This window comes from Falsiroseomonas sp. (assembly GCF_051859025.1).
Lineage (GTDB): Bacteria > Pseudomonadota > Alphaproteobacteria > Acetobacterales > Acetobacteraceae > Falsiroseomonas.
Genome location: NZ_JBHYGL010000041.1, coordinates 118679 through 138926, shown reverse-complemented (window position 1 = coordinate 138926; position 20248 = coordinate 118679). Strand labels below are relative to the sequence as shown.

Sequence of the window (20248 nt, the reverse complement as noted above, 5' to 3'; positions counted from 1 at the left end):
ACGCCGGTCCCAGCGCCTACCCTACGAATGAATAGTATATGATATTCAACATTGTGCGACCGCGCCCCATCCCGATCCCTGGGGTTGGATTACCCCTGAAAACTTGATAGGATTTGGCCGGCAGAGGCGGAATTGGCGTAACTTCCGCATCTTGGGATTTTCGGCGGCTTAATGACGGAAACGCAATCTTCAGCAGCGTTGGACGCCGTGGATGCGGAACGGGCTCGGCTGTTCGCGCTGCTGGGCCGCCTGCTGAGCCATGCGCCTGATGCTGCCCTCCTCGCGCGGCTGAAGCTGTTGCCGCGCGGGCCGGGCGAGCTGGGCGATGCCTATGCGGCGATCTCCGCCGCGGCCGCCGCCGCCACGCCGGAGGCGCTGGAACGCGAGTTCTTCGACCTGTTCATCGGCGTCGGCCGGGGCGAGCTGCTTCCCTATGCCTCCTACTACCTGACCGGCTTCCTGCATGAACGGCCGCTGGCCGATCTGCGCGGGGACCTGATGCGCCTTGGCGTCGAGAAGGCGGAGGGCATCGCGGAGCCCGAGGACCACATCGCCTTCATGTGCGAAGTGCTGGCCGGGCTGATCGCGGGCGCCTTCGCGGCGGAGCCCGAGCAGGCGAACGATTTCTTCACCCGTCATATGCGCCCCTGGGCGGGGCGTTTCTTCGCCGACCTCGAAAAGGCGGAGATGGCGGTGTTCTACAGGGCGGTGGGCCGGCTGGGCCGCACCGTGATCGAGATCGAGGCCGCGGCAGCCGACCTGCCGGCCTGATGGTTTGAACCGGGAGCTGATGACCATGAGCGAACAAGGGACGGAAAAGTCCATCCGCCGGGGTTTCCTGAAGGCGCTGGGCCTGGGCACGGCGGCAGCCACCGCAGCGCCCGCGCTGGCGCAGCGCGCGGACAATGTGCCGTCGCGCGATGCGCGGAAGGAGAATGAGCAGCAGCGCCTGGCCGCCCGCTACAAGGGCGATTCGGCGCATGTGCAGGCCTTCTACCGCACCAACGCCTACGAATAAGAAGAACGGGGGAACGCACGCATGCTGATCAAGCGCTCCGAAGGCAAGGCCGCGCGCCAGCGCCTGGCCGCCGCCTATCAGGGATTGTCCTCCGGCGGGCTGGACCGCCGCAGCTTCCTCCGCCAGGCCGGCTTCGGCGCCGCGGGGCTCGCGGCGCTGGGCGCCATGGGGCCCGGCCGTGCGCAGGCCAGCGGGGCCGCGACGGGCGTTGCCGACCTGTCGAAGCCGATCCAGCGCATCCGCAACATCTGCACCCATTGCTCGGTGGGCTGCACGGTCGTGGCGGAAGTGCAGAACGGCGTCTGGGTCGGGCAGGAGCCCGCCTGGGAAAGCCCGATCAACCGCGGCACGCATTGCGCCAAGGGCGCCAGCGTCCGTGAACTGGTGCATGGCGACCGGCGCCTGAAGTTCCCGATGAAGCTCGTCGGCGGGCAGTGGCAGCGCATCAGCTGGGATGTCGCGCTGAACGAGATCGCCGACCGGATGATGAAGATCCGGGCCGAAAGCGGGCCGGACAGCATGTTCCTGCTGGGCAGCGCCAAGTTCTCGAACGAGGGCGCCTATCTGTTCCGCAAGTTCGCGGCCTTCTGGGGCACCAACTCCGTCGACCACCAGGCGCGCATCTGCCACTCCACCACCGTGGCGGGCGTGGCGAACACCTGGGGCTATGGCGCCCAGACGAACAGCTACAACGACATCCGCAATTCCAAGACCATGATCATCATGGGCGGGAACCCCGCGGAAGCGCATCCCGTGTCGCTGCAGCATGTGCTGAGCGGCAAGGAACGGAACCGCGCGAAGCTGATCGTCATCGATCCGCGCTTCACCCGCACGGCGGCGCACGCCACCGACTATGTCCGCATCCGTCCGGGCACGGACATCCCCGTGATGTGGGGCATGCTGCACCACATCTTCGCCAATGGCTGGGAAGACAAGCAGTTCATCGCGCAACGCGTCTTCGGCATGGACGAGATCCGGGCGGAATGCGCGAAGTGGACGCCGGCCGAGGTCGAGCGTGTCTCCGGCGTGCCGGGCGACCAGTTGAAGAAGGTGGCGCAGGCCTTCGCGACCGAAAAGCCCTCGACGCTGATCTGGTGCATGGGCGCCACGCAGAAGACGGTCGGCACGGCCAATGTCCGCGCCTTCTCCATCCTGCTGCTGGCCACCGGCAATGTCGGGCTTGAAGGCACCGGCGCCAACATCTTCCGCGGCCACTGCAACGTGCAGGGCGCGACGGACTTCGGCCTCGATGTGGGCACGCTGCCGGCCTATTACGGGCTGGACGAGGGCGCCTGGCGGCATTGGAGCCGGGTGTGGAATGTCCGCTACGAGGACATGGTGGCGCGCTTCGACACGCCGGCCATGATGACGACGCCGGGCATCCCGACGACGCGCTACTTCGACGCCATCACCCTGCCCAAGGACCAGATCCAGCAGCGTGACCGCGTGAAGGGCATGCTGGTGGTGGGCCATGGCGGCAACACCGTCACGCGCATGCCGGAAGCGGTGAAGGGGCTGGAGGCGCTGGACCTGCTGGTCGTCGCCGACCCGCACCCCACCACCTTCGCGGTGCTCGGCAACCGGCGTGAGAACACCTACCTGCTGCCGATCTCGACGCAGTTTGAATGCGACGGCAGCCGCACGGCGTCCAACCGGTCCGTCCAGTGGGGCGCGAAGGTCGTCAACCCGATCTTCGAATCGAAGAACGACTACGAGATGATGTACCGCCTGACCGGCGCGCTGGACCGCGCGGCGGAGCGGAGCAACCAGGCGATCCGCTTCCAGGCCGAGATCTTCAAGACCATGGAGGTCAAGGACAACGCACCGACGGCGGAGAGCATCCTGCGGGAGATCAACCGCGGCGCGCTGTCCACCGGCTATACCGGCCAGTCCCCGGAACGCCTGAAGCTGCACATGGAGCACCAGGACAAGTTCGACCTGGTGACGCTGCGCGGCCGCGCCGGCACGCCGGTGGAGAACGAGTTCTACGGCATGCCCTGGCCCTGTTGGGGCAAGGCGGAGTGGAAGCACCCGGGCAGCCACATCCTGTACAACACCCAGCTGCACGTGAAGGATGGCGGCGGCACCTTCCGCCCGCGCTTCGGCGTGGAGCGCAACGGCGTGACGCTGCTGGCGGAGGGGTCCTGGTCCAAGGGCTCCGAGATCCAGGACGGCTACCCCGAATTCACTACGGCGGTGCTCCGCCGCCTCGGCTGGTATGACGACCTGACGGCGGAGGAGAAGGGCTGGATCGAGGCCAACGGGGGCAACTTCTCCTGGGCCACAGATCTGTCCATGGGCATCATCCGGGTCGCGATGGAACATGGCTGCGTGCCCTACGGCAACGGCAAGGCTCGCGCCGTGGCCTGGAACCTGCCCGACCCCGTGCCGGTGCACCGTGAGCCCATCTACACGCCGCGCACCGACCTGATCGCGCAGTACCCGACCCTGCCGGACCGCCGCGGCTTCCGCATGCCGCATCTCGGCGTGACGGTGCAGAACCGCAGCCACCAGGTGGCGCGCGACTTCCCGATCATCCTCTCCTCCGGCCGCCTGGTCGAATACGAGGGTGGTGGCGAGGAGACGCGGTCCAACAAGTGGCTCGCCGAGCTGCAGCAGGACATGTTCGTCGAGATCAACCCGGCCGATGCCGCGGCGCGGAACATCCGCGATGGCGGCTGGGTCTGGGTGACGGGGCCGGAGAACCAGTCCAAGGCCCGCATGAAGGCCATGGTGACGGAGCGTGTGGGACGGGGCGTCGCCTGGATGCCCTTCCACTTCGCCGGCCATTTCATGGGCGAGGACCAGCGGCGCCGCTACCCGCAGGGCACGGACCCGATCGTGCTCGGCGAAAGCGTCAACGCCATCACGACCTACGGCTACGACCCGGTGACCTTCATGCAGGAAACCAAGGTCACGCTCTGCCAGATCCGCGCGGCCTAAGAGGGGGACAGAACCAATGGCTCGGATGAAGTTCCTCTGCGACAGCGACCGTTGCATCGAATGCAACGCCTGCGTCACCGCCTGTAAGAACGAGCATGAGGTGCCCTGGGGCATCAACCGCCGCCGCGTCGTCACGATCAATGACGGCCGGCCCGGCGAACGCTCGATCTCCATGGCCTGCATGCACTGCACGGACGCACCCTGCGCGGCCGTCTGTCCCGTGTCCTGCTTCTACACGACGGCGGATGCCATCGTGCTGCACGACAAGGATCTGTGCATCGGCTGCGGCTACTGCTTCTACGCCTGCCCCTTCGGCGCGCCGCAATATCCGCGCGTCGGCAATTTCGGCGGCCGCGGGAAGATGGACAAGTGCACCTACTGTGCCGGCGGGCCGCAGCAGGACGGCACGCTGGTGGAATACACGCAGTACGGCGCCAACCGCATTGCGGAAGGCAAGCTGCCGCTCTGCGCCGAGATGTGCTCCACCAAGGCGCTGCTGGCCGGCGACGGCCAGATGATCGCGACCATCTACCGCGAGCGCGTGGCCAAGCGCGGCTACGGCGCCGGCGCCTGGGGCTGGCGCACGGCGTATCGCGAGACTGTCGGCGCGTAATCCCGGGGAAATGACGATGAACAGGATCACCCGGTTCCTGGCGGCGGCGGCACTCGCGCTGTCGCTGGCCACGCCCGCGATGGCGCAGCTCGGTGGGCCCGTGACGGGCACGCCGACCAACCCCATCACCACCCCCGGCTCGGCGGATGAGCTGGAACTGATGAAGGCGCTGAATGGCGGGCGCATCGCCGGCCGCGGCAGCATCCCCGATGCGACGTCCGAGGTGCTGATCCAGCCGGAAGGCCGGGAATGGCGCGACTTCCACAACAAGACGCTGACCTGGGTCGGCGGCATCGCCGTGCTCGGCATGCTGGCCATCCTCGTCATCTTCTACATGTCGAAGGGCCGCATCGCGATCGAGGCCGGGCCCGCGGGGCGCACCATCAAGCGCTTCAACGGGTTCGAGCGCGCGGCCCATTGGATGACGGCGTCGTCCTTCGTGGTGCTGGGCCTGTCGGGCCTCAACCTGACCTTCGGCCGCTTCCTGCTGCTGCCGATCATCGGGCCGGAGGCGTTCACCGCCGTCAGCCTCTGGGGCAAGATCGCCCACAACTACCTGGCCTTCCCCTTCACGCTCGGCATCGTCCTGCTGTTCCTGGTGTGGGTGAAGGACAACGTCCCGAATGCGCGCGACATCGCCTGGTTCAAGGCGGGTGGCGGCTTGCTGGGCCATGGGCATCCGGAAGCCGCGCGCTTCAACGGCGGCCAGAAGATGGTGTTCTGGATCACGGTGCTGGGCGGCGCGCTGGTGTCGATCTCCGGCTACGTCCTGATCTTCCCCTTCGTCATGACCGACATCGCGGGGATGCAGCTGGCGCACATCGTGCACGGCGTGCTGTCCGTGCTGATGGTCGCCGCGATGATCGCGCACATCTACATCGGCTCCGTCGGCATGGAAGGCGCCTTCGATGCGATGGGCTCGGGCGAGGTCGACCTGAACTGGGCGAAGGAACACCACTCCCTCTGGGTGGAGCAGGAAATGGCGAAGGCGCGGGACACCATCGGTGGCCCCGCCGGCGCCAAGGCCGCTGGCGCGGACTGACGCCGCGCCCTACCAACCAGGCCGGCCGGGGTTGTCCCGAGCCGGCCTTTTTCATGTCTGGAACTCACGCATGACGCGGTTGATCGGGTTGGCGGGCTGGAGCGGCGCCGGCAAGACCACGCTGATGACGCGGCTGATCCCCGCCATGGCGGCGCGGGGGCTCGGCGTTTCCACCCTGAAGCACGCGCACCACGCCTTCGACATCGATCGCCCGGGCAAGGACAGCTACGAACATCGCGCGGCGGGCGCGCGGCAGGTGCTGGTGGCATCGGCCCATCGCTGGGCGCTGATGACGGAACATCGCGGCGCCGCGGAGCCGCCGCTGAAGGAATTGCTGGCGCAGCTGGCGCCGGTGGACCTCGTGATCGTGGAGGGCTTCAAGCGCGACCACCACCCGAAGATCGAGGTGCATCGCGGCGCCAACGCCAAGCCCTGGCTGCATCCGGCGGACCCGCATATCGCCGCCATCGCCAGCGACGTGGCGCCGCCCGGTCGCGATCTTCCCTGGGCGCATCTGGACGAAATCGACGCGATCACCGATCTCGTGCTGGCCCATGCGATGGCGCTGGGGGAATTTCTCGGGCGTTAGGGGGGGGCGGTAGGGGGCCATGGCGCAACTCAGCGACGACTGCTTCGCCTTCGGCGGGCCGCTCATGTCCGTGGAGGAGGCGCAGGCGCTCATCGAGGCGCGCATCCCCCCGGCGGAGGGCGCGGAACAGGTGGCGCTGCGCCAGGCCGTGGGTCGCGTCCTGGCGGAGGACCTCCGCGCCGTCACGCCACTGCCGCCCTTCTTCAATTCCGCCGTCGATGGCTATGCCTTCCGCCATGCCGACCTGGTGGCGGGCAGCGAAACGCGCCTGCCCATCGCCGCGCGCCTCCAGGCCGGCCAGGAAGCGCACCCCATCGCGCCCGGCACCGCCATCCGCATCTTCACCGGCGCGCCCATGCCGGATGGCGCGGACACCGTGATGATGCAGGAGGATGCGCGGGAGGAAGGCGGCGCGGTGCTGCTGGCGGCCGGCCTGAAGCGCGGCGCCAATTGCCGCCCGGCTGGGGAGGATGTGGCGACCGGCGTGGTGGCCCTGCCAGCGGGCAGGCGGCTCGGCCCGGCGGAGATCGGGCTGGCGGCGGCGCTGGGTTTTCGCAAACTGCCGGTGCGGCCCCTCGTGCGGGTCGGAGTCTTCTCGACGGGCGATGAACTGGCGGAGCCGGGCGCGCCGCTCGGCCCGGCGCAGACCTATGACAGCAACCGCTTCACCCTGCTGGCGCTGCTGGCCGGGCTGCCGGTGGAAGCGGTGGACCTCGGCATCCTGCCGGATGAGCCCGCGGCGACGGCGGCGGCGCTGGCGCAGGCGGCCGCCGGCCATGACCTGCTGCTGACCTCGGGCGGGGTTTCGACCGGCGAGGCCGACCATGTGAAGGCGGCGATCGGGCAGGGCGGGCGGCTGGTCTTCTGGCGGCTGGCCATCAAGCCGGGGCGTCCGGCGGCGATGGGAGTCCTGCCGAAGGCAGGCGGAAATTTTGCCTCGGGAGGGGTGCCCGTGGTCGGCCTGCCCGGCAACCCCGTGGCGGCGGTCGTCACCTTCCTGCATCTGGCGCGGCCGCTGGTGCTGCGCCTGGCGGGCGCGGCGCCGGACCGCCTGCCGCGCTTCAGCGCCCGGGCCGACTTCGCCTATCGCAAGAAGGCGGGGCGGCGCGAATATGTCCGCGTCCGGCTGGATTTCGGGCCGGGCCTGCCCGTGGCCCGCAAATATGCGCGGGAGGGGGCGGGTCTGCTGACCTCGCTGACGGAATCCGATGCCTTCGCGGAACTGCCGGAGGATGTCACGGCGGTCGCCCCCGGCGACGAATTGCGAATCCTACCCTTCCGGGCGGCGTTCTGACGCGGCCGTTCAGGCGGCTTCGTCGTGCCGCTCCGGGTCGCCGGCGCCGGCGGTCAGGTGAAGCAGGGCGGTCACCTGCCTCTCCCCGGCGAAGCCCGCCACGGTGAGGCGACCGGAGGCCGGGCGCATCACGGCGGCAAGCCGCGTGCCCCGGTTCAGCACGGGCGGGCGGAGCCACCCCAGATCCTGCGGCAGGGTCGTCTCCACCAGCCCCGCCATCATCACCTGGCGCGCGCCGCTTTCCATCCAGCGCGCCGCGCCGGGCAGGCCGAGCCCGTCCCAGTGATTCGCCACCGCGATCTGCGCTGCCTGGCGCGGCGCGGCGCCATCCCGGCTGCGCTCGATGCAGGCGGCCTCGCCCGGGCTTGTGCCGGCCAGGGTGAAGGCGACGGGGGCGGCGATGGGCGTGTCCCGCAGCATGGCGAGCGCCGTGGCGAAATCGGGCGCGGTGTCGCAGACGATCCGCAGCAGATGCGCCGGCGGCAAGGCGCGGCTGCGCCAGATGCCAGGGCGGGAGCCAACCCAATCCGCCGCCAGCCCCGCCAGGCCGAAGCCGCGCGCCCGCGCCGCGGCGCCGATACGACTGAGCGGCAGGGGCGGCTGGTTGATGGCGACCGCGAAGCGCCCGGGGGCCATCGCGGTGATCGCCCCGGCCAGGCCGGGCCAGCCGACATGCCACCATTCGCCGGCCGGCCCGGCCTGGCGGATGACGCAAAGCGCCTCTCCCAGCCCGTCCATCTGCCAGTCCAGCACGCGCAGCATCGCGGGCTCCGCCGTCGCCTCGACGCCGCAGGTGCAGGCCCATTCGAAGGAGAGGTTGAGCAGATGCGCGCCGGGCCGGCCGATCTGGCGGGCGACGGCGGCGATCTCCGCGCCGAGGGGGGAGGCGTTGCGCGCCAGCCAGCGGCGGGACAGCGCATCGCCGAGGCGCAGCCCCGCGGCGGTGTGGCGGCGGCGGGCGATGGCCAGGATGTCCTGGACATCGGCGCTGCGCGCGGCGGCGGCGGCGGCGGCGGGATGGGGTTCCGCCCGCGCATCCAGCAGCGGGATGCGGCGTGGCGTCATGGCCCCCTCCCTCAGCCTGGTGTCAGAGGCGCACGCCCTCGGTGGTGAAGCGCTGGTCGGCGGTGCGCTGGAAGTTCTGGTCCAGCACGACATAGGCGCCGATGGCGATGACGATGGCCGCGAGGGCACCGGTCAGGACGGATTTCATGCGGGCGTTCTCCCCAGATACGCGAGACAGCTACTCTATCGGTGCAACATTGCCGGCTTGCAAGTGGGCGGCCCAATGAGAGGCAATTCGTTCGGCCTCCGCCAGGTCTTCCGGCGCATTGGCGTTGAAGAAGGGGTCGAAGGGCTCGGCCGGCCAATCGGCATGGGCGCAGCCATGGCGGGCGGTCCAGCGATCGATCTTGCGTTCGCCGGCCAGCAGCGCGGCGCGCAATTCGCCGCGGAGGGAGACGGGCCAGAGGCCGATGGGCGGGTGGGTCTGGCCGTCGGACCGGGCGCAGGAGAGCGGCGTGCCGGCGGCCTCGCGGGCGGCGTGCAGGCCGGCCACGAGGTCTTCGGGAATGAAGGGCGCGTCGCCCGTCAGCGACACCACCCAGGGCAGGCCGGGATGCGCCGCGGCGGCATGGTCCAGCGCGGCCAGGATGCCGGCCAGGGGGCCCGGATGGTCCGGCAGCGTGTCCGCCACCACGGGCAGGCCGTAGGCGGCGAAGCGGGCGGGGTCTCCATTCGCGTTCAGCACCATGGCCGGCACCTGCGGCCGCAGGCGGTCCAGCAGATGGTCCAGCAGCGGGCGGCCCGCGACCAGGCGCAACGGCTTGTCGCCCCCGCCCATGCGCCGCGCCAGGCCGCCGGCGAGGATCACGGCCAGCGTGTCAGCCCTCATCGGTCGCCATCCGCTCCAGGCTGTTCTTGCGCCAGTGCTTGGCGCTTTCCTCCGGCACATAGGCGGGGTCGGCGTCGAAGACGATGCGGCTTTCGCCCGCCAGGGCCACGAAGCGCTTGCCCTTGCAGCGGCCGATCAGGGTCAGATTCGCCTCCCGCGCCAGTTCCACGCCCCAGGCGGTGAAGCCGGACCGGGAGACCAGGATGGGGATGCCCATGCGGACGGTCTTGATGACCATCTCCGAGGTCAGGCGGCCAGTGGTGTAGAAGATCTTGTCCTCCGGGCCTTCCTCGTTGCGGAACATCCAGCCCGCGATCTTGTCCACCGCGTTGTGGCGGCCGACATCCTCCATGTAGACGATGGGCTCGTCCTGCCGGGCGAGCGCGCAGCCGTGGATGGCGCCGGCTTCGAGGTACAGGCTCGGCAGCGTGTTGATCCGGTGCAGCAGGCGGTAGAGCCAGGACGTCCGCAGTTCGGCTGACATCGGAAGCTGGACACTGGAGAAATCCTCCATGAGGTCGCCGAATGCGGTGCCCTGGGCGCAGCCGGAGGTGAGGGTCTTCTTCTTCAGCTTCTCCTCGAAATTCGTCCGCGCATCGGTGCGGACGACGACGACCTGCAAATCCTCGTCGTAATCGACGGCGGCGATCCGGTCCTGCCGCTTCAGCATGCCCTGGTTCAGCAGGTAGCCGATGGCGAGGTCCTCCGGCCGGTCGAGGATCGTCATCATCGTCACGATCTCCTGCCCGTTGAGGTAGAGCGTCAGGGGGCGTTCGACGGTGACGCTGGTCTCGATGGGCTGGCCGAGGTGGTCCATGCCCGTGACACGGCGTGTCAGGCGGGGATCGGTGGGGTCGGGCTGCACGCGAAGCAGGGGTTCGGTCATGCCATGCAGGGTGGGGTGGGGGCGGCCTGGCTGCAAGCGGGGCTGTCCCGCGGCAGGTTCCGGCAGCCTGTGCGCGCATCCCGGAACATTCGTTCCACTCCCGCGCGCTTTTAGGTCTGTAACTGATATGCGGCATAATGCTATTCGTGGCTTGTGATCATCCGCCCCGAATTGCCTGATCCGGATGCCTTCGCGCTGAGCCTGTATGCCGCCGTGCTGGACGGCCGCAGCATCGCCAGCGCGCTTCTGCCGCTGGCGCGCCGCCTGGGCACCAGCACCCATGCGGTCCACCTGATGCGCTTCGCCCATGGCACGCCGCGGGACAGCCGGTCCGAGGGCAGCCCGAACACGGCGCCGGAGGTGATGGCGGAATATGGCCGCTTCTGGATCCGCCACGACCCCTGGGCGCAGGCCGCCGCGCAGGCGCCGGACGGCGTGCTGAACATGGCCCGGGTGGTGGCGCCCGACCTGTTCCGGCTGACCCCCATCTGGAACGAATGGGCGGCCCCCCGGGATGGCGCCTTCAACTGCATGGCGGCGCTGGTGCATGCGCCCGGCGGCATCGTCGGCGGCGTCGCCTTCCACCGCTCCGTCCGCGCGGAGGCCTTCTCCCGCATCGAGGAGGAGATGCTGCGCCCCTACTACGCAGCCATGCGCCGCGCCCTGGTGGCGGAGGCGCGGCTGGCGGCGGCGGGGTGGGAACAGGTGCGGGCGCTGCGGGCGGGGTTCGCCGCGCTGCGCCAGGGCGTGATGCTGCTGGACCGCCACCGCCGCATCATCGTCACCAACCCCGCGATGGAGATGATGGTGGCGGAGGATGACGGCCTGTCCTTCGTGCCCGATGGCGGGCTGAGTTCCTTCGACCCGCAGGCGCGCCAGGCGCTGGCGCGCGGGGTGGGGGCGGCGATCCTGGCGCTGGACGGCAAGGTGAAGATGATGCCCGACGCCGCCGGCCTGACCCTGCCGCGACGGTCCGGGGCCTCCCCCTGGCTGGTGCAGGTGCTGCCGCTGCGGGGGCTGGAGGCGCTGGGCATGCCGGAAGGCTTCACCGGCGTCATGGTGCTGGTGACGGATGACGAACAGCGCCCCCGGCCGCGCGCCCCGCTGCTGCGCCAGGCCTTCGGGCTGACGGCGGCGGAAGGGGCGCTGGCCGCGGCGCTGGCGGCAGGCAAGACGGTGGCGGAACACGCGCAGGCCAGGCGGATCGCGGTGGCGACGGCGCGCAGCCAGTTGACCGCCATCCGCCGCAAGACTGGCTGCCGCCGCCAGGCGGAACTGACGGCCCTGCTGGCCCGCCTGACCGGCTAGATCAGGCTGGATCAGTCCCCGCGCAGGACGAAGGGGCGCAGCAGCATGGCGGTGCCCCAGCCCCAGGCGCCATTCAGCAGCACGGCGCGCCAGATGGTGATGGAATTGCCCCCGCCCCACATCGGCAGGCCCTTCATCTGCGCGACCACGGTGAAGGCGACCAGCGTCGCCAGCAGGCCGATGACGAAGCCGCCCATCAGGTCGGGGATGCGGACCCAGCGGATCAGCGCCGCCAGCAGGATGCCCCACAACCCGCCCCAGAAGGCCATGGACAGCACCTGCGGCACGCCGAGTGGCGGCACCGGCCGAAGGCTGAAGCCCTGGCTTGCCGGCCGGAAGGCGTCCGCCGCACCCGTTACCGCCTTGATCAGCGGGAATTGGTGGTGAAGCACCCAGACCGTCCCCTGGTGGAAGACGATCACCGCGAGTGCCCCGCAGATGAAGCCGAAGACCAGGACCTTCTTCACGCAGCGACTCCGTGCCGGGGATGGCCGAATCTAGGCCACCCCCTCATGGCCGGCTACCGGAGGAAGCCCGCAGCATCAGGTCCTGCGGCCGCGCCAGCGCCTGCGTGCCGGTGACGGTGTTGTTCATGTAGAATTCGTCGCGCGGGAAGACATCCGTCAGCGAAGCCCCGACCCGCGGCGTGGAGGGGTTCCAGGCCAGCGGCGGGCGGCTGAACAGCGTGGCGTAGTCGCTGAAGGCGGTGTTGCCGCGCGCCAGGTGGGCCTGCACCGCGGGCTCCGCGAAGCGGCGCGCCAGGGCCTGTGCATCGAAGGGAATCGGCCGGTCCGACCCGATGATGACGGAGGACGGCATCAGCAGCAGCGTATGCGGGAAGACGGTGCTGAAGGTCTCCACCACCCGCTCCGTCGGCGCCCACTGCACATAGATCCCGCCCGGCGCCAGGCGGCGGCGGACCTGCTGGAGGAATTCCTCGGAGTAGAGGAGGCCGGAATGGGATCCCTCCGGCAGGATCGCATCCGCCTGGATCACGTCATACAGCTGTTCGCCCTTGGACAGGGCGCGGCGCCCATCGCCGTATTCCAGCTGCCAGCGGGGGTTGCGGAACATCTCCGCGATCGGGCCCTGGGGGTAGCGATCGCCGATCTGCTCCAGCGCCGTCAGCACCGGGCCCACCAGTTCGATGGCGCGCACCTGCTGCGTGGCGGCGGAAACGCCGGCGGCCCAGGGCGTGCCGCCCGACCCGATGCCGATGCACAGCACCATCCTCGGGTCCGGATGCACCAGCGGCCCGACCGCACCCAGGAACTGGTGGATCGGCAGGAAGGGGATCCGGCCCTGGGAGAAGCCCTGGATGAAGAAGGGGCCGTGCGGGCCGTCCTGCCCGGCCGCGTTGTCGTCGCGGAAGAAGGCGACGCCGGACCGGTCCTCCGCCCAGGCCACCAGGTGGTTGGGCTGTTCGGCGTGCAGGCGCGACCAGAGCGCGGCATTGCCCGGCAGCGCCACCAGTGCCAGCGCGCAGGCGGCGGCCAGCGCCATTTCCGGCTTGCGGCCGCGCCCTTCCTTCCACAGCCACCCCGCCAGCAGCAGCACCGACAGCCCCGCCAGCAGCTTCAGCGTGCCCGCCGTGCCCAGCAGGTGGAAGGTGACGATGCCCGTGCCGATGGACCCCGCGGCATTGCCCAGGATGTTGGCCAGCTGCACCCAGCCGACCCGCGCGCCCACCGAGGCCAGATCCTGCTGCACCGCCCGCTGCACGAAGGGGAAGGTCATGCCGATGAGGAAGGAGGGGGGGCCCACCACGATCAGCGTCAGGATGATGGTGGTCGCCAGCCCGCCGCCGCGCAGCCGCTGCACATCGGCCGAGAGGAACTGGTTGATCGGCCAGTAGGGCAGGGCGATGAACAGCGCCAGGATCAGCACGGCGGCCAGGGCGAAGCCGCCGGCCTGGGTGATGAAGAAGGCCGGGCGCGGGTCCTTCATGCGGCGCACCATCCGCGCTGCCACCGCCATGCCAAGCCCGTCCGCCAGCAGGAAGATGCCGAGCACGGTCGGGAACAGGTAGGCATGGTACTGGCCGACCTGGCCCAGCAGCCGCACCCACACGATCTCCAGCGCCACGATCACGTAGCCCGACAGGAAGACCAGCAGGCACCAGAGCTTCAGGCTGCCGAAGGGCTCCGCGCTGGAGGCAGCGGCGGCGGCGGCGGCACGGGCAGGGGGTGGCGGTGTCTCGCGGCTCAGCGTCGGCAGCAGCGTCAGCGCCAGGATGACGGCGATCACATCGAGGCCCGCGGCCATCACCAGGGCGCCGACGAAGCCGAGATTGCCGACGATCACCCAGCCGCCCAGCAGCGCGCCGAGCCCGGCGCCGAGCGTGTTGAGGCCGTAGAGGCTGCTGATCCGCTCCGCCACCGTGTCCAGGTTGGTGGCGATGGCGCGCGCCAGCAGGGGGAGGGAGGCGCCCATCAGCGTGGTGGGCAGCACCAGGCCGGCGAAGCACAGCGCGAAGATGGCGATGGGGGAATCGACCACCCCGGCCAAATCCATGGCCAGGAAATCATAGAGGAAGAACTTCGACACCAGGGCGAAGAGGGCGACGCCGCCCTCCGCCAGGGCGAAGCCGATCATGGCGTTCCGGGGGGACAGCCGGTCCGCGATCTTCGCGCCAATGATGGACCCGAGCCCGAGCCCGGCCAGGAAGGCGCCGACGACCAGCGCGGCGGAGACGGTGTCCGACCCCGCGAAGATGCCGAGCATGCGCTGCCAGACGATCTGGCAGAGCAGTGCGCCGAAGCCCGAGCAGAAGAATGCGATGGCCAAGCGTGGCATCGGCGCCCCCAGAACAGATGATCCAGCCCGCCAGCCCCCCTGGTGCGGGTCCCGGATCATTCGGCGGAAACTGCGTCAGTATTGCGGCGCTGTCACCCCTGCGCCGCGCGGGGTGCATGAGGCAGGGGGTCCCCTTGCGGCCTTCGCCCGGCCCGCGCACCCTCCCCGGCCATTGAATGGGGGAGCCCGAGGGTGAACGGAGCGGAAAGCCTGGTGCACACATTGCTGGGGGCGGGGGTCGATACCTGCTTCGCCAACCCCGGCACCAGCGAGATGCATTTCGTCGCGGCGCTGGACCGCATCCCCGGCATGCGCTGCGTGCTCGGCCTGCAGGAGAATGTCGTCACCGGCATGGCGGATGGCTATTTCCGCATGACGGGCAAGCCGGCGGCGACCCTGCTGCATTGCGGCCCGGGCCTCGCGAACGGGCTCGCCAATCTGCACAATGCCCGCCGGGCGCGGTCCGCCATGGTGAACTGCGTCGGCGACCAGGCGACCTACCACCGCCCGCTGGATGCGCAGCTGACCGCGGATACCGAGGGTTTCGCGCGCGCCGTCTCCGGCTGGACGCGCACCGTGGCGCGGGCGGATGAGGTGGGGCGCGATGCCGCCACCGCCGTGCAGGCGGCCATGACCTCCCCGGGCCAGATCGCGACGCTGATCCTGCCCTCCGATACCTGCTGGGACGAGGCGCCGGGCGGCCCGGCCGCGGCGCTGCCCGTGCCGGCGCGGCCGCAGGCGGACCCGCATGCCGTGCGCAACGCGGCGCGCGTGCTGCGCGAACGGTCCAACGTGTTGATCCTGCTGGGCGGCCTGGCCCTGACCGAGGAAGCGCAGGCGCTGGCCTGGCGGATCGGCCAGGCGACGGGGGCCGCGATCCTGGCGGAGATGTCGAACGCCAAGGTGGCGCGCGGCCGCGGCCGGATGCAGCTGGAACGCGTGCCCTATCCCGCCGACCTGGCGATCGAGGCGCTGAAGCCCTTCACCACCATCATCCTGGTGAACAGCAAGGCCCCAGTCGGCTTCTTCGCCTATCCCAACAAGCCGTCCCGCCACCACCGGGAGGACGCGGACATCGTCCTGCTGACGCGCTACGAGGCCGACCCGATCCAGGCGCTGACCGCCCTGGCCGATGAACTCGGCGCTGGCCCCGCCGCCATCCCGGACCCCGGGCCCCGCCCCGACCCCGTGCGCGGCAAGCCGACGCCGGAGGGCCTGGCGCAGACGCTGGCGGCGCTGATGCCGGAGAACACCGTCATCGCCGATGAAAGCGTGTCCTTCGGCCGCGGCTTCTACAAATTCACCCACAATGCGCCGGCGCATGACTGGGTGCACATCACCGGCGGCGCCATCGGCTGCGGTATTCCCCTGGCCACTGGTGCTTCCATCGGCGCCCCCGGGCGGCGGGTGATCAACCTGCAGGCCGACGGGTCGGGCATGTACACGCTGCAGGGGCTGTGGACCCAGGCGCGGGAGAGGCTGCCGATCACGACGATCGTCATCTCCAACCGCAAGTACCAGATCCTGCTGGGCGAATATCAGGGCGTCGGCGCCAATCCCGGCCGCACGGCGCTGGACATGATGGACCTCGGCAATCCCAACCTGGATTGGGTGAAGCTGGCGAACGGCATGGGTGTGGAAGCGGCGCGGACGGGGACGCTGGAGGGGGTCGCGGACCTCATGCAGCAGAGCTTCGCTTCCGAGACGCCGTTCCTGATCGAGATGGAAGTCTGAGCATGGCTATGGATATGGGCGTTGCCGGCAAGCGGGTGCTGATCACCGGCGGGTCGAAGGGAATCGGGCTTGCCTGCGCGGAAGGCTTCGCGCGGGAGGGTGCGGATGTGGTGCTGGTGGGGCGCGACCCCGCTTCCCTGTCCGCCGCCGCCGACAAGGTGCGCAGCGCCGCGCAGGTCCGGGTGGAGACCCTGGCCGCCGATCTCTCGAAGCCCGAGGAGCGGGAGCGTGTGCACGCCGCGCAGCCCGGCATCGACATCCTGGTGAACAATGCCGGCGCCATCCCGTCGGGGCGCCTGCAGGACATCCCGATCGCGCGCTGGCAGCAGGCCTGGGACCTCAAGGTCATGGGCTACATCCACATGTGCCAGCTGTACCTGCCGGGGATGGAGGAGCGGCGCGCGGGCGTCATCTGCAACATCATCGGCATGGCCGGCCGTGCGCCGCGCATGGGCTATATCTGCGGCGGCACGGGCAATGCGGCGCTGATCGCCTTCACCTCCGCGCTCGGCGGTGCCACGCAGGCGATGGGCGTGCGGGTCTTCGGCATCAGCCCGGCCGCGACGCGGACGGACCGGATGGAGACGCAGGCGCGCGTCAACGCCAAGCTCAAATTCGGTGACGAGGAACGCTGGGCGGAAACGCTGACCGGCCTGCCTTTCGCCCGCCCGATCGAGGCGGTCGAGATCGCGGATCTGACCGTGTTCCTGTCCGGGCCTCGCGGCGCCTATGTGAACGGGACCGTCGTCGATGTGGATGGCGGGGGCATGTTCCGGGGGTAGGCGTTCCTACTCCGCCGGATGCACCACCCCCGCCCTGCGGCGGGGGACCTCCCCGGGCGGGCGAGTCACCCAGGTGCCGAAGCGGCGCGCCCAATTGATTCCGGCGGCATCGACGATGGCGGAATAGGGCGCCGCCAGCGCCAGCACGACAGCGATGTAGACGACCAGGTTGAGCAGCAGCGCAAGGTCGCCCCTCGGCAGTGCCAGGAACAGCCAGGCGGAGACCGAGCACAGCACCAGCAGGTGCAGCAGATAGGCGCTGTAGGACAGGTCGCCGAGCCATTGCAGAGGCCGCGCCGACAGGAAGCGACCGCCGAAACCCCGCGCCACCGCCGCCACCAGGCAGACCGCGCCCACCATGTTGTAGAGCGGCACGTTGAAGAAGACCTGGTCCGGCGCGGTGAAGGGCGCGGGCAGCCAGGAATAGGGCGCATGGCCTGGCAGGTAGGACCCCATGAACAGCCCGAAGAATGCGAGGGCGGGCACCGCCCGCGCCGGGATGCGCACCGCATTCACCAGCGCGCCCCCGAGCATCACCAGCACGAAGATCGCGAAGGGCCCGAAGACCAGCGCGGCCAGCACCGCGAAGCACAGCACCGGCACCACCCGCACGCCATGCGGCATGGCCAGGAACAGCAGCAGGATCATCAGCGCGCCGAGGAATTCGTAGCGCACGGTCCAGAGCGCGGTGTTGAAGTGTGATTCGCCCGTCATCAACACGTGCCACGCCATGTCGCGCAGCGCATTCGCCAGCGTCATCTCCGCCGCGGGCATCTGCGCGCCGAAGGCGATGGAGCCCGTCGCCGCCGCCACATCCTGCGTCGCGTAGAACCCGCCCCGGGACAGCAGCCAGGACAGCAGCACGATGGGCGCCATGGCGACCGTCAGCCGGATGTAGCGGCCCCAGAGCGTGACGCGCAGGCGATCCGGCTTCCCGGCATAGTAGTTCAGCGTGAAGACGTAGCCGGACAGCGCGAAGAAGGTCATCACCGCGAAATTGCCGCCGGTCAGCAGCGACGCCCCCGGCAGGCGCAGCCAGGGCGCCAGCCAATGCGGGTCCGCCGTCGGCGGGAACAGGGCCGGGCTGAACGGCGTCAGCGCATCCGGCACATAGGCCATGATGAAATGAACGATCATGATCTGGATGCAGAGCACGCCGCGCAGGCCATTCAGCCCGCCATGGCGCGTGCCCGCCCCGCCATCCGCCCCAATGCCTCGCCCTTCCCGCTGCCGATCCCCAGGGCCGGCCGCCCTCACACCCGCTCGATCTCCGCCCCAACGGCGCCCAGCTTCCGCTCGATGGATTCATACCCGCGGTCGAGGTGATAGACCCGGTTCACGATCGTCTCCCCCTGCGCCGCCAGGCCGGCCAGCACCAGGCTGACGGAGGCGCGCAAATCCGTCGCCATCACCGGCGCGCCACTCAGCTTCGGCACGCCGCGGACGATGGCGCTCTGGCCGTGATACTTGATGCGCGCACCCATGCGCGTCAGCTCCGGCACATGCATGAAGCGGTTCTCGAAGATCGTCTCCGTGATCATCGACGCCCCCTCGGCGACGCACATCAGCGCCATGAACTGCGCCTGCATGTCGGTGGCGAAGCCGGGGAAGGGCTCCGTCATCACATCGGCGCCGCGCAACCCGTTGAGGCGCGTGACGCGCAGCCCGCCATTCTCCTCCGCCACATCCACGCCGGCCTCCCGCATCACGCGGACCACGGCGCCGAGGTCGACCATCCGGGCGCCTTCCAGGAACACGGAACCCCCCGTGATGGCGGCGGCGCAGGCATAGGTGCCGGCCTCGATCCGGTCGGGGATGATGGGATGCGTCGCGGCACCCAGGGTCTTGCCGCCCTCGATCACCAGGCGGTCGGTGCCGATGCCCTCGATCCGCGCACCCATGCGCATCAGGCACATGGCGAGGTCGCCGATCTCCGGCTCCCGCGCCGCATTCACCAGCTCCGTGACGCCATCCGCCAGGCAGGCGGCCATCAGCAAATTCTCGGTCGCCCCGACACTGACCTGCGGGAAGATGATCCGCGCGCCCTTCAACCCCTGCGGCGCCTTCGCATGCATGTACCCGCCTTCGAGGTCGAAGACGGCGCCCATCTGCTCCAGCCCCTTGATGTGGAGGTCCACGGGCCGCGTGCCGATGGCGCAGCCGCCCGGCAGGCTCACCCGGGCCTCCCCGAACCGCGCCACCAGCGGGCCCATCACCAGGACGGAGGCGCGCATCTTGCGCACCAGGTCGTAGGGCGCCTCCAGATTATTTGCCGCCCCGGACATGGTCAGCGTCCGCGCCGCGCGGTCATGCACCACCGTCAGCCCATGCTGGGACAACAGATTCCGCATGGTCGCGATATCCGCGAGATCAGGCGCATTCTCCAGCACCAGCGGCCCATCGCTGAGCAGCCCCGCCGCCATCAAGGGCAGCGTGGCATTCTTGGCCCCCCCGATCGGAATGGACCCGTTGAGCGGCCTGCCCCCGCGAATGCGAATACGGTCCATGGCGCGTGGCCTCCGACTCTAGAGTGTGGCGCGGTTCCTGCGAGGGGCGCTGCCCCTCGCGCTCCCCACCGAGGGGCAGCGGCCCCTCGGAACCCCTTTCATGGGATCAGGGGAGAGGGGCCGGCGGGACCACTGTGTCGCGCGCGCTCTGGCCCCTCTCCCCTGATCCCATCAGATTGTGGTCCAGGAGCCCCCGTCGGACACATGCGTCCGACCCTGGTGGGGGGTGCCGGGGGGCAAAGCCCCCTGGCAAGAACCCGCGCCACGCCTCAGAGCCGTGGCAGCGACACGCCGCGTTGGCGCATGTATTTGCCCTTGCGGTCGGCGTAGCTGGTTTCGGGGGCGCTGGCGCCTTTCAGGAACAGGAACTGGCAGATGCCTTCGTTCGCGTAGATGCGGGCGGGCAGGGGGGTGGTGTTGCTGATTTCGATCGTGACCTGGCCTTCCCATTCGGGTTCCAGGGGGGTGACGTTCACGATCAGGCCGCAGCGCGCATAGGTGGATTTGCCGAGGCAGATGACCAGCACGTCGCGCGGGATGCGGAAGTATTCGATGGTGTGGCACAGCACGAAGCTGTTGGGCGGGATGATGCAGGTATCCCCGCGCCGCGTGACGAAGCCCTGGTCCGAGAAGACCTTGGGATCGACGATCGCGTTGTCCACATTGGTAAAAATCTTGAATTCGTCGGCCAGCCGCGCGTCATAGCCGAAGGAGGACAGGCCGTAGCTGATCACCCCTTCCCGTCGCTGGCTTTCGACGAAGGGTTCGATCATGGCCTTGTCCTGGGCCATCTGGCGGATCCAGGTGTCGGGCATGATGGACATGGGGGTGGTGGGCCTCTC

Annotated in this window: 19 protein-coding genes; 10 read left to right on the top strand and 9 right to left on the bottom strand. The window is 69.8% G+C overall.

The annotated features are described in order from the left end of the window. Positions 1 to 171: 171 nt before the first annotated feature. The 7 genes from ACTIE5_RS28935 to ACTIE5_RS28905 all read left to right on the top strand — a co-directional run bounded on the left by ACTIE5_RS28935 (position 172) and on the right by ACTIE5_RS28905 (position 7499). Positions 172 to 771: a TorD/DmsD family molecular chaperone gene (locus tag ACTIE5_RS28935; protein ID WP_439553212.1), complete on the top strand. Its 600-nt coding sequence runs from the start codon at positions 172 to 174 to the stop codon at positions 769 to 771. A gap of 25 nt (positions 772 to 796) precedes the next feature. After that, positions 797 to 1018: a twin-arginine translocation signal domain-containing protein gene (locus tag ACTIE5_RS28930; RefSeq protein WP_439553211.1), complete on the top strand. Its 222-nt coding sequence runs from the start codon at positions 797 to 799 to the stop codon at positions 1016 to 1018. A 21-nt stretch (positions 1019 to 1039) separates the two neighbouring features. Further along, positions 1040 to 3961 carry a formate dehydrogenase subunit alpha gene (locus tag ACTIE5_RS28925; protein ID WP_439553210.1) on the top strand — a complete coding sequence of 974 codons (2922 nt, stop codon included), beginning with the start codon at positions 1040 to 1042 and terminating at the stop codon, positions 3959 to 3961. Between the two features lie 16 nt (positions 3962 to 3977). Continuing rightward, positions 3978 to 4574 (top strand): formate dehydrogenase FDH3 subunit beta, encoded by a 597-nt coding sequence (fdh3B, locus tag ACTIE5_RS28920; RefSeq protein ID WP_092961999.1) that lies wholly within the window; start codon positions 3978 to 3980, stop codon positions 4572 to 4574. 16 nt (positions 4575 to 4590) lie between these two features. After that, positions 4591 to 5616, top strand: a complete 1026-nt coding sequence (locus ACTIE5_RS28915; RefSeq protein ID WP_439553209.1) for a formate dehydrogenase subunit gamma — start codon at positions 4591 to 4593, stop codon at positions 5614 to 5616. Between the two features lie 70 nt (positions 5617 to 5686). Then, positions 5687 to 6205: a molybdopterin-guanine dinucleotide biosynthesis protein B gene (mobB, locus tag ACTIE5_RS28910; RefSeq protein ID WP_439553208.1), complete on the top strand. Its 519-nt coding sequence runs from the start codon at positions 5687 to 5689 to the stop codon at positions 6203 to 6205. Positions 6206 to 6224: 19 nt separating this feature from the next. Further along, complete coding sequence (locus ACTIE5_RS28905) at positions 6225 to 7499, top strand: molybdopterin molybdotransferase MoeA (RefSeq protein WP_439553207.1); 1275 nt, start codon at positions 6225 to 6227, stop codon at positions 7497 to 7499. Positions 7500 to 7508: 9 nt separating this feature from the next. On the opposite strand, the gene ACTIE5_RS28900 is transcribed toward ACTIE5_RS28905, so the two are convergent. The 4 genes from ACTIE5_RS28900 to fdhD are packed head-to-tail and all read right to left on the bottom strand — an operon-like array spanning position 7509 to position 10279. Next, positions 7509 to 8564, bottom strand: a complete 1056-nt coding sequence (locus ACTIE5_RS28900) for a hypothetical protein (protein WP_439553206.1) — start codon at positions 8562 to 8564, stop codon at positions 7509 to 7511. A gap of 22 nt (positions 8565 to 8586) precedes the next feature. After that, on the bottom strand, positions 8587 to 8712 hold the full coding sequence (locus ACTIE5_RS28895; RefSeq protein ID WP_439553205.1) for a hypothetical protein: 126 nt from the start codon (positions 8710 to 8712) through the stop codon (positions 8587 to 8589). A 30-nt stretch (positions 8713 to 8742) separates the two neighbouring features. After that, positions 8743 to 9393 carry a molybdenum cofactor guanylyltransferase MobA gene (gene mobA, locus ACTIE5_RS28890; RefSeq protein ID WP_439553204.1) on the bottom strand — a complete coding sequence of 217 codons (651 nt, stop codon included), beginning with the start codon at positions 9391 to 9393 and terminating at the stop codon, positions 8743 to 8745. Continuing rightward, entirely contained in the window at positions 9383 to 10279 is an 897-nt protein-coding gene (gene fdhD, locus ACTIE5_RS28885) for a formate dehydrogenase accessory sulfurtransferase FdhD (protein WP_439553203.1), read from the bottom strand. The genes mobA and fdhD overlap by 11 nt, the downstream gene beginning before the upstream one ends. A gap of 153 nt (positions 10280 to 10432) precedes the next feature. Between fdhD and ACTIE5_RS28880 the strand changes: the two genes are divergently transcribed. Then, a complete protein-coding gene (locus tag ACTIE5_RS28880) occupies positions 10433 to 11587 on the top strand; it encodes a helix-turn-helix transcriptional regulator (RefSeq protein WP_439553202.1) in 1155 nt (384 codons plus the stop codon). 11 nt (positions 11588 to 11598) lie between these two features. Here ACTIE5_RS28880 and ACTIE5_RS28875 read toward each other — a convergent pair whose 3' ends face one another. Both ACTIE5_RS28875 and ACTIE5_RS28870 read right to left on the bottom strand, forming a co-directional pair. Continuing rightward, the gene (locus tag ACTIE5_RS28875; RefSeq protein WP_439553201.1) at positions 11599 to 12054 is read right to left on the bottom strand and encodes a hypothetical protein; all 456 of its coding nucleotides are present in this window, start codon (positions 12052 to 12054) and stop codon (positions 11599 to 11601) included. 43 nt (positions 12055 to 12097) lie between these two features. Further along, positions 12098 to 14374: a fused MFS/spermidine synthase gene (locus ACTIE5_RS28870; protein ID WP_439553200.1), complete on the bottom strand. Its 2277-nt coding sequence runs from the start codon at positions 14372 to 14374 to the stop codon at positions 12098 to 12100. 201 nt (positions 14375 to 14575) lie between these two features. Here ACTIE5_RS28870 and ACTIE5_RS28865 point away from each other — a divergent pair, with 201 nt between their 5' ends. Together ACTIE5_RS28865 and ACTIE5_RS28860 are read left to right on the top strand one after the other, a co-directional pair. Beyond that, complete coding sequence (locus tag ACTIE5_RS28865; RefSeq protein WP_439553199.1) at positions 14576 to 16117, top strand: acetolactate synthase large subunit; 1542 nt, start codon at positions 14576 to 14578, stop codon at positions 16115 to 16117. Between the two features lie 2 nt (positions 16118 to 16119). Then, entirely contained in the window at positions 16120 to 16899 is a 780-nt protein-coding gene (locus ACTIE5_RS28860; RefSeq protein WP_439553198.1) for a short-chain dehydrogenase/reductase, read from the top strand. Between the two features lie 6 nt (positions 16900 to 16905). Here ACTIE5_RS28860 and ACTIE5_RS28855 read toward each other — a convergent pair whose 3' ends face one another. The 3 genes from ACTIE5_RS28855 to dcd all read right to left on the bottom strand — a co-directional run bounded on the left by ACTIE5_RS28855 (position 16906) and on the right by dcd (position 20230). Beyond that, positions 16906 to 18156, bottom strand: a complete 1251-nt coding sequence (locus ACTIE5_RS28855; protein WP_439553197.1) for an acyltransferase family protein — start codon at positions 18154 to 18156, stop codon at positions 16906 to 16908. Next, complete coding sequence (gene murA, locus ACTIE5_RS28850) at positions 18153 to 19406, bottom strand: UDP-N-acetylglucosamine 1-carboxyvinyltransferase (protein ID WP_439553196.1); 1254 nt, start codon at positions 19404 to 19406, stop codon at positions 18153 to 18155. The genes ACTIE5_RS28855 and murA overlap by 4 nt, the downstream gene beginning before the upstream one ends. Before the next feature lie 269 nt (positions 19407 to 19675). Next, positions 19676 to 20230 (bottom strand): dCTP deaminase, encoded by a 555-nt coding sequence (gene dcd / locus ACTIE5_RS28845; RefSeq protein ID WP_439553195.1) that lies wholly within the window; start codon positions 20228 to 20230, stop codon positions 19676 to 19678. Between the last annotated feature and the right edge of the window lie 18 nt (positions 20231 to 20248).

What these genes read in the sequence shown, in the direction of transcription:
- ACTIE5_RS28935 (WP_439553212.1), top strand. Translation starts at nt 172, where the DNA reads ATGACGGAAACGCAATCTTCAGCAGCGTTGGACGCCGTGGATGCGGAA.
- ACTIE5_RS28930 (WP_439553211.1), top strand. Translation starts at nt 797, where the DNA reads ATGAGCGAACAAGGGACGGAAAAGTCCATCCGCCGGGGTTTCCTGAAG.
- ACTIE5_RS28925 (WP_439553210.1), top strand. Translation starts at nt 1,040, where the DNA reads ATGCTGATCAAGCGCTCCGAAGGCAAGGCCGCGCGCCAGCGCCTGGCC.
- fdh3B (WP_092961999.1), top strand. Translation starts at nt 3,978, where the DNA reads ATGGCTCGGATGAAGTTCCTCTGCGACAGCGACCGTTGCATCGAATGC.
- ACTIE5_RS28915 (WP_439553209.1), top strand. Translation starts at nt 4,591, where the DNA reads ATGAACAGGATCACCCGGTTCCTGGCGGCGGCGGCACTCGCGCTGTCG.
- mobB (WP_439553208.1), top strand. Translation starts at nt 5,687, where the DNA reads ATGACGCGGTTGATCGGGTTGGCGGGCTGGAGCGGCGCCGGCAAGACC.
- ACTIE5_RS28905 (WP_439553207.1), top strand. Translation starts at nt 6,225, where the DNA reads ATGGCGCAACTCAGCGACGACTGCTTCGCCTTCGGCGGGCCGCTCATG.
- ACTIE5_RS28900 (WP_439553206.1), bottom strand. Translation starts at nt 8,564, where the DNA reads ATGACGCCACGCCGCATCCCGCTGCTGGATGCGCGGGCGGAACCCCAT.
- ACTIE5_RS28895 (WP_439553205.1), bottom strand. Translation starts at nt 8,712, where the DNA reads ATGAAATCCGTCCTGACCGGTGCCCTCGCGGCCATCGTCATCGCCATC.
- mobA (WP_439553204.1), bottom strand. Translation starts at nt 9,393, where the DNA reads ATGAGGGCTGACACGCTGGCCGTGATCCTCGCCGGCGGCCTGGCGCGG.
- fdhD (WP_439553203.1), bottom strand. Translation starts at nt 10,279, where the DNA reads ATGACCGAACCCCTGCTTCGCGTGCAGCCCGACCCCACCGATCCCCGC.
- ACTIE5_RS28860 (WP_439553198.1), top strand. Translation starts at nt 16,120, where the DNA reads ATGGCTATGGATATGGGCGTTGCCGGCAAGCGGGTGCTGATCACCGGC.
- murA (WP_439553196.1), bottom strand. Translation starts at nt 19,406, where the DNA reads ATGGACCGTATTCGCATTCGCGGGGGCAGGCCGCTCAACGGGTCCATT.
- dcd (WP_439553195.1), bottom strand. Translation starts at nt 20,230, where the DNA reads ATGTCCATCATGCCCGACACCTGGATCCGCCAGATGGCCCAGGACAAG.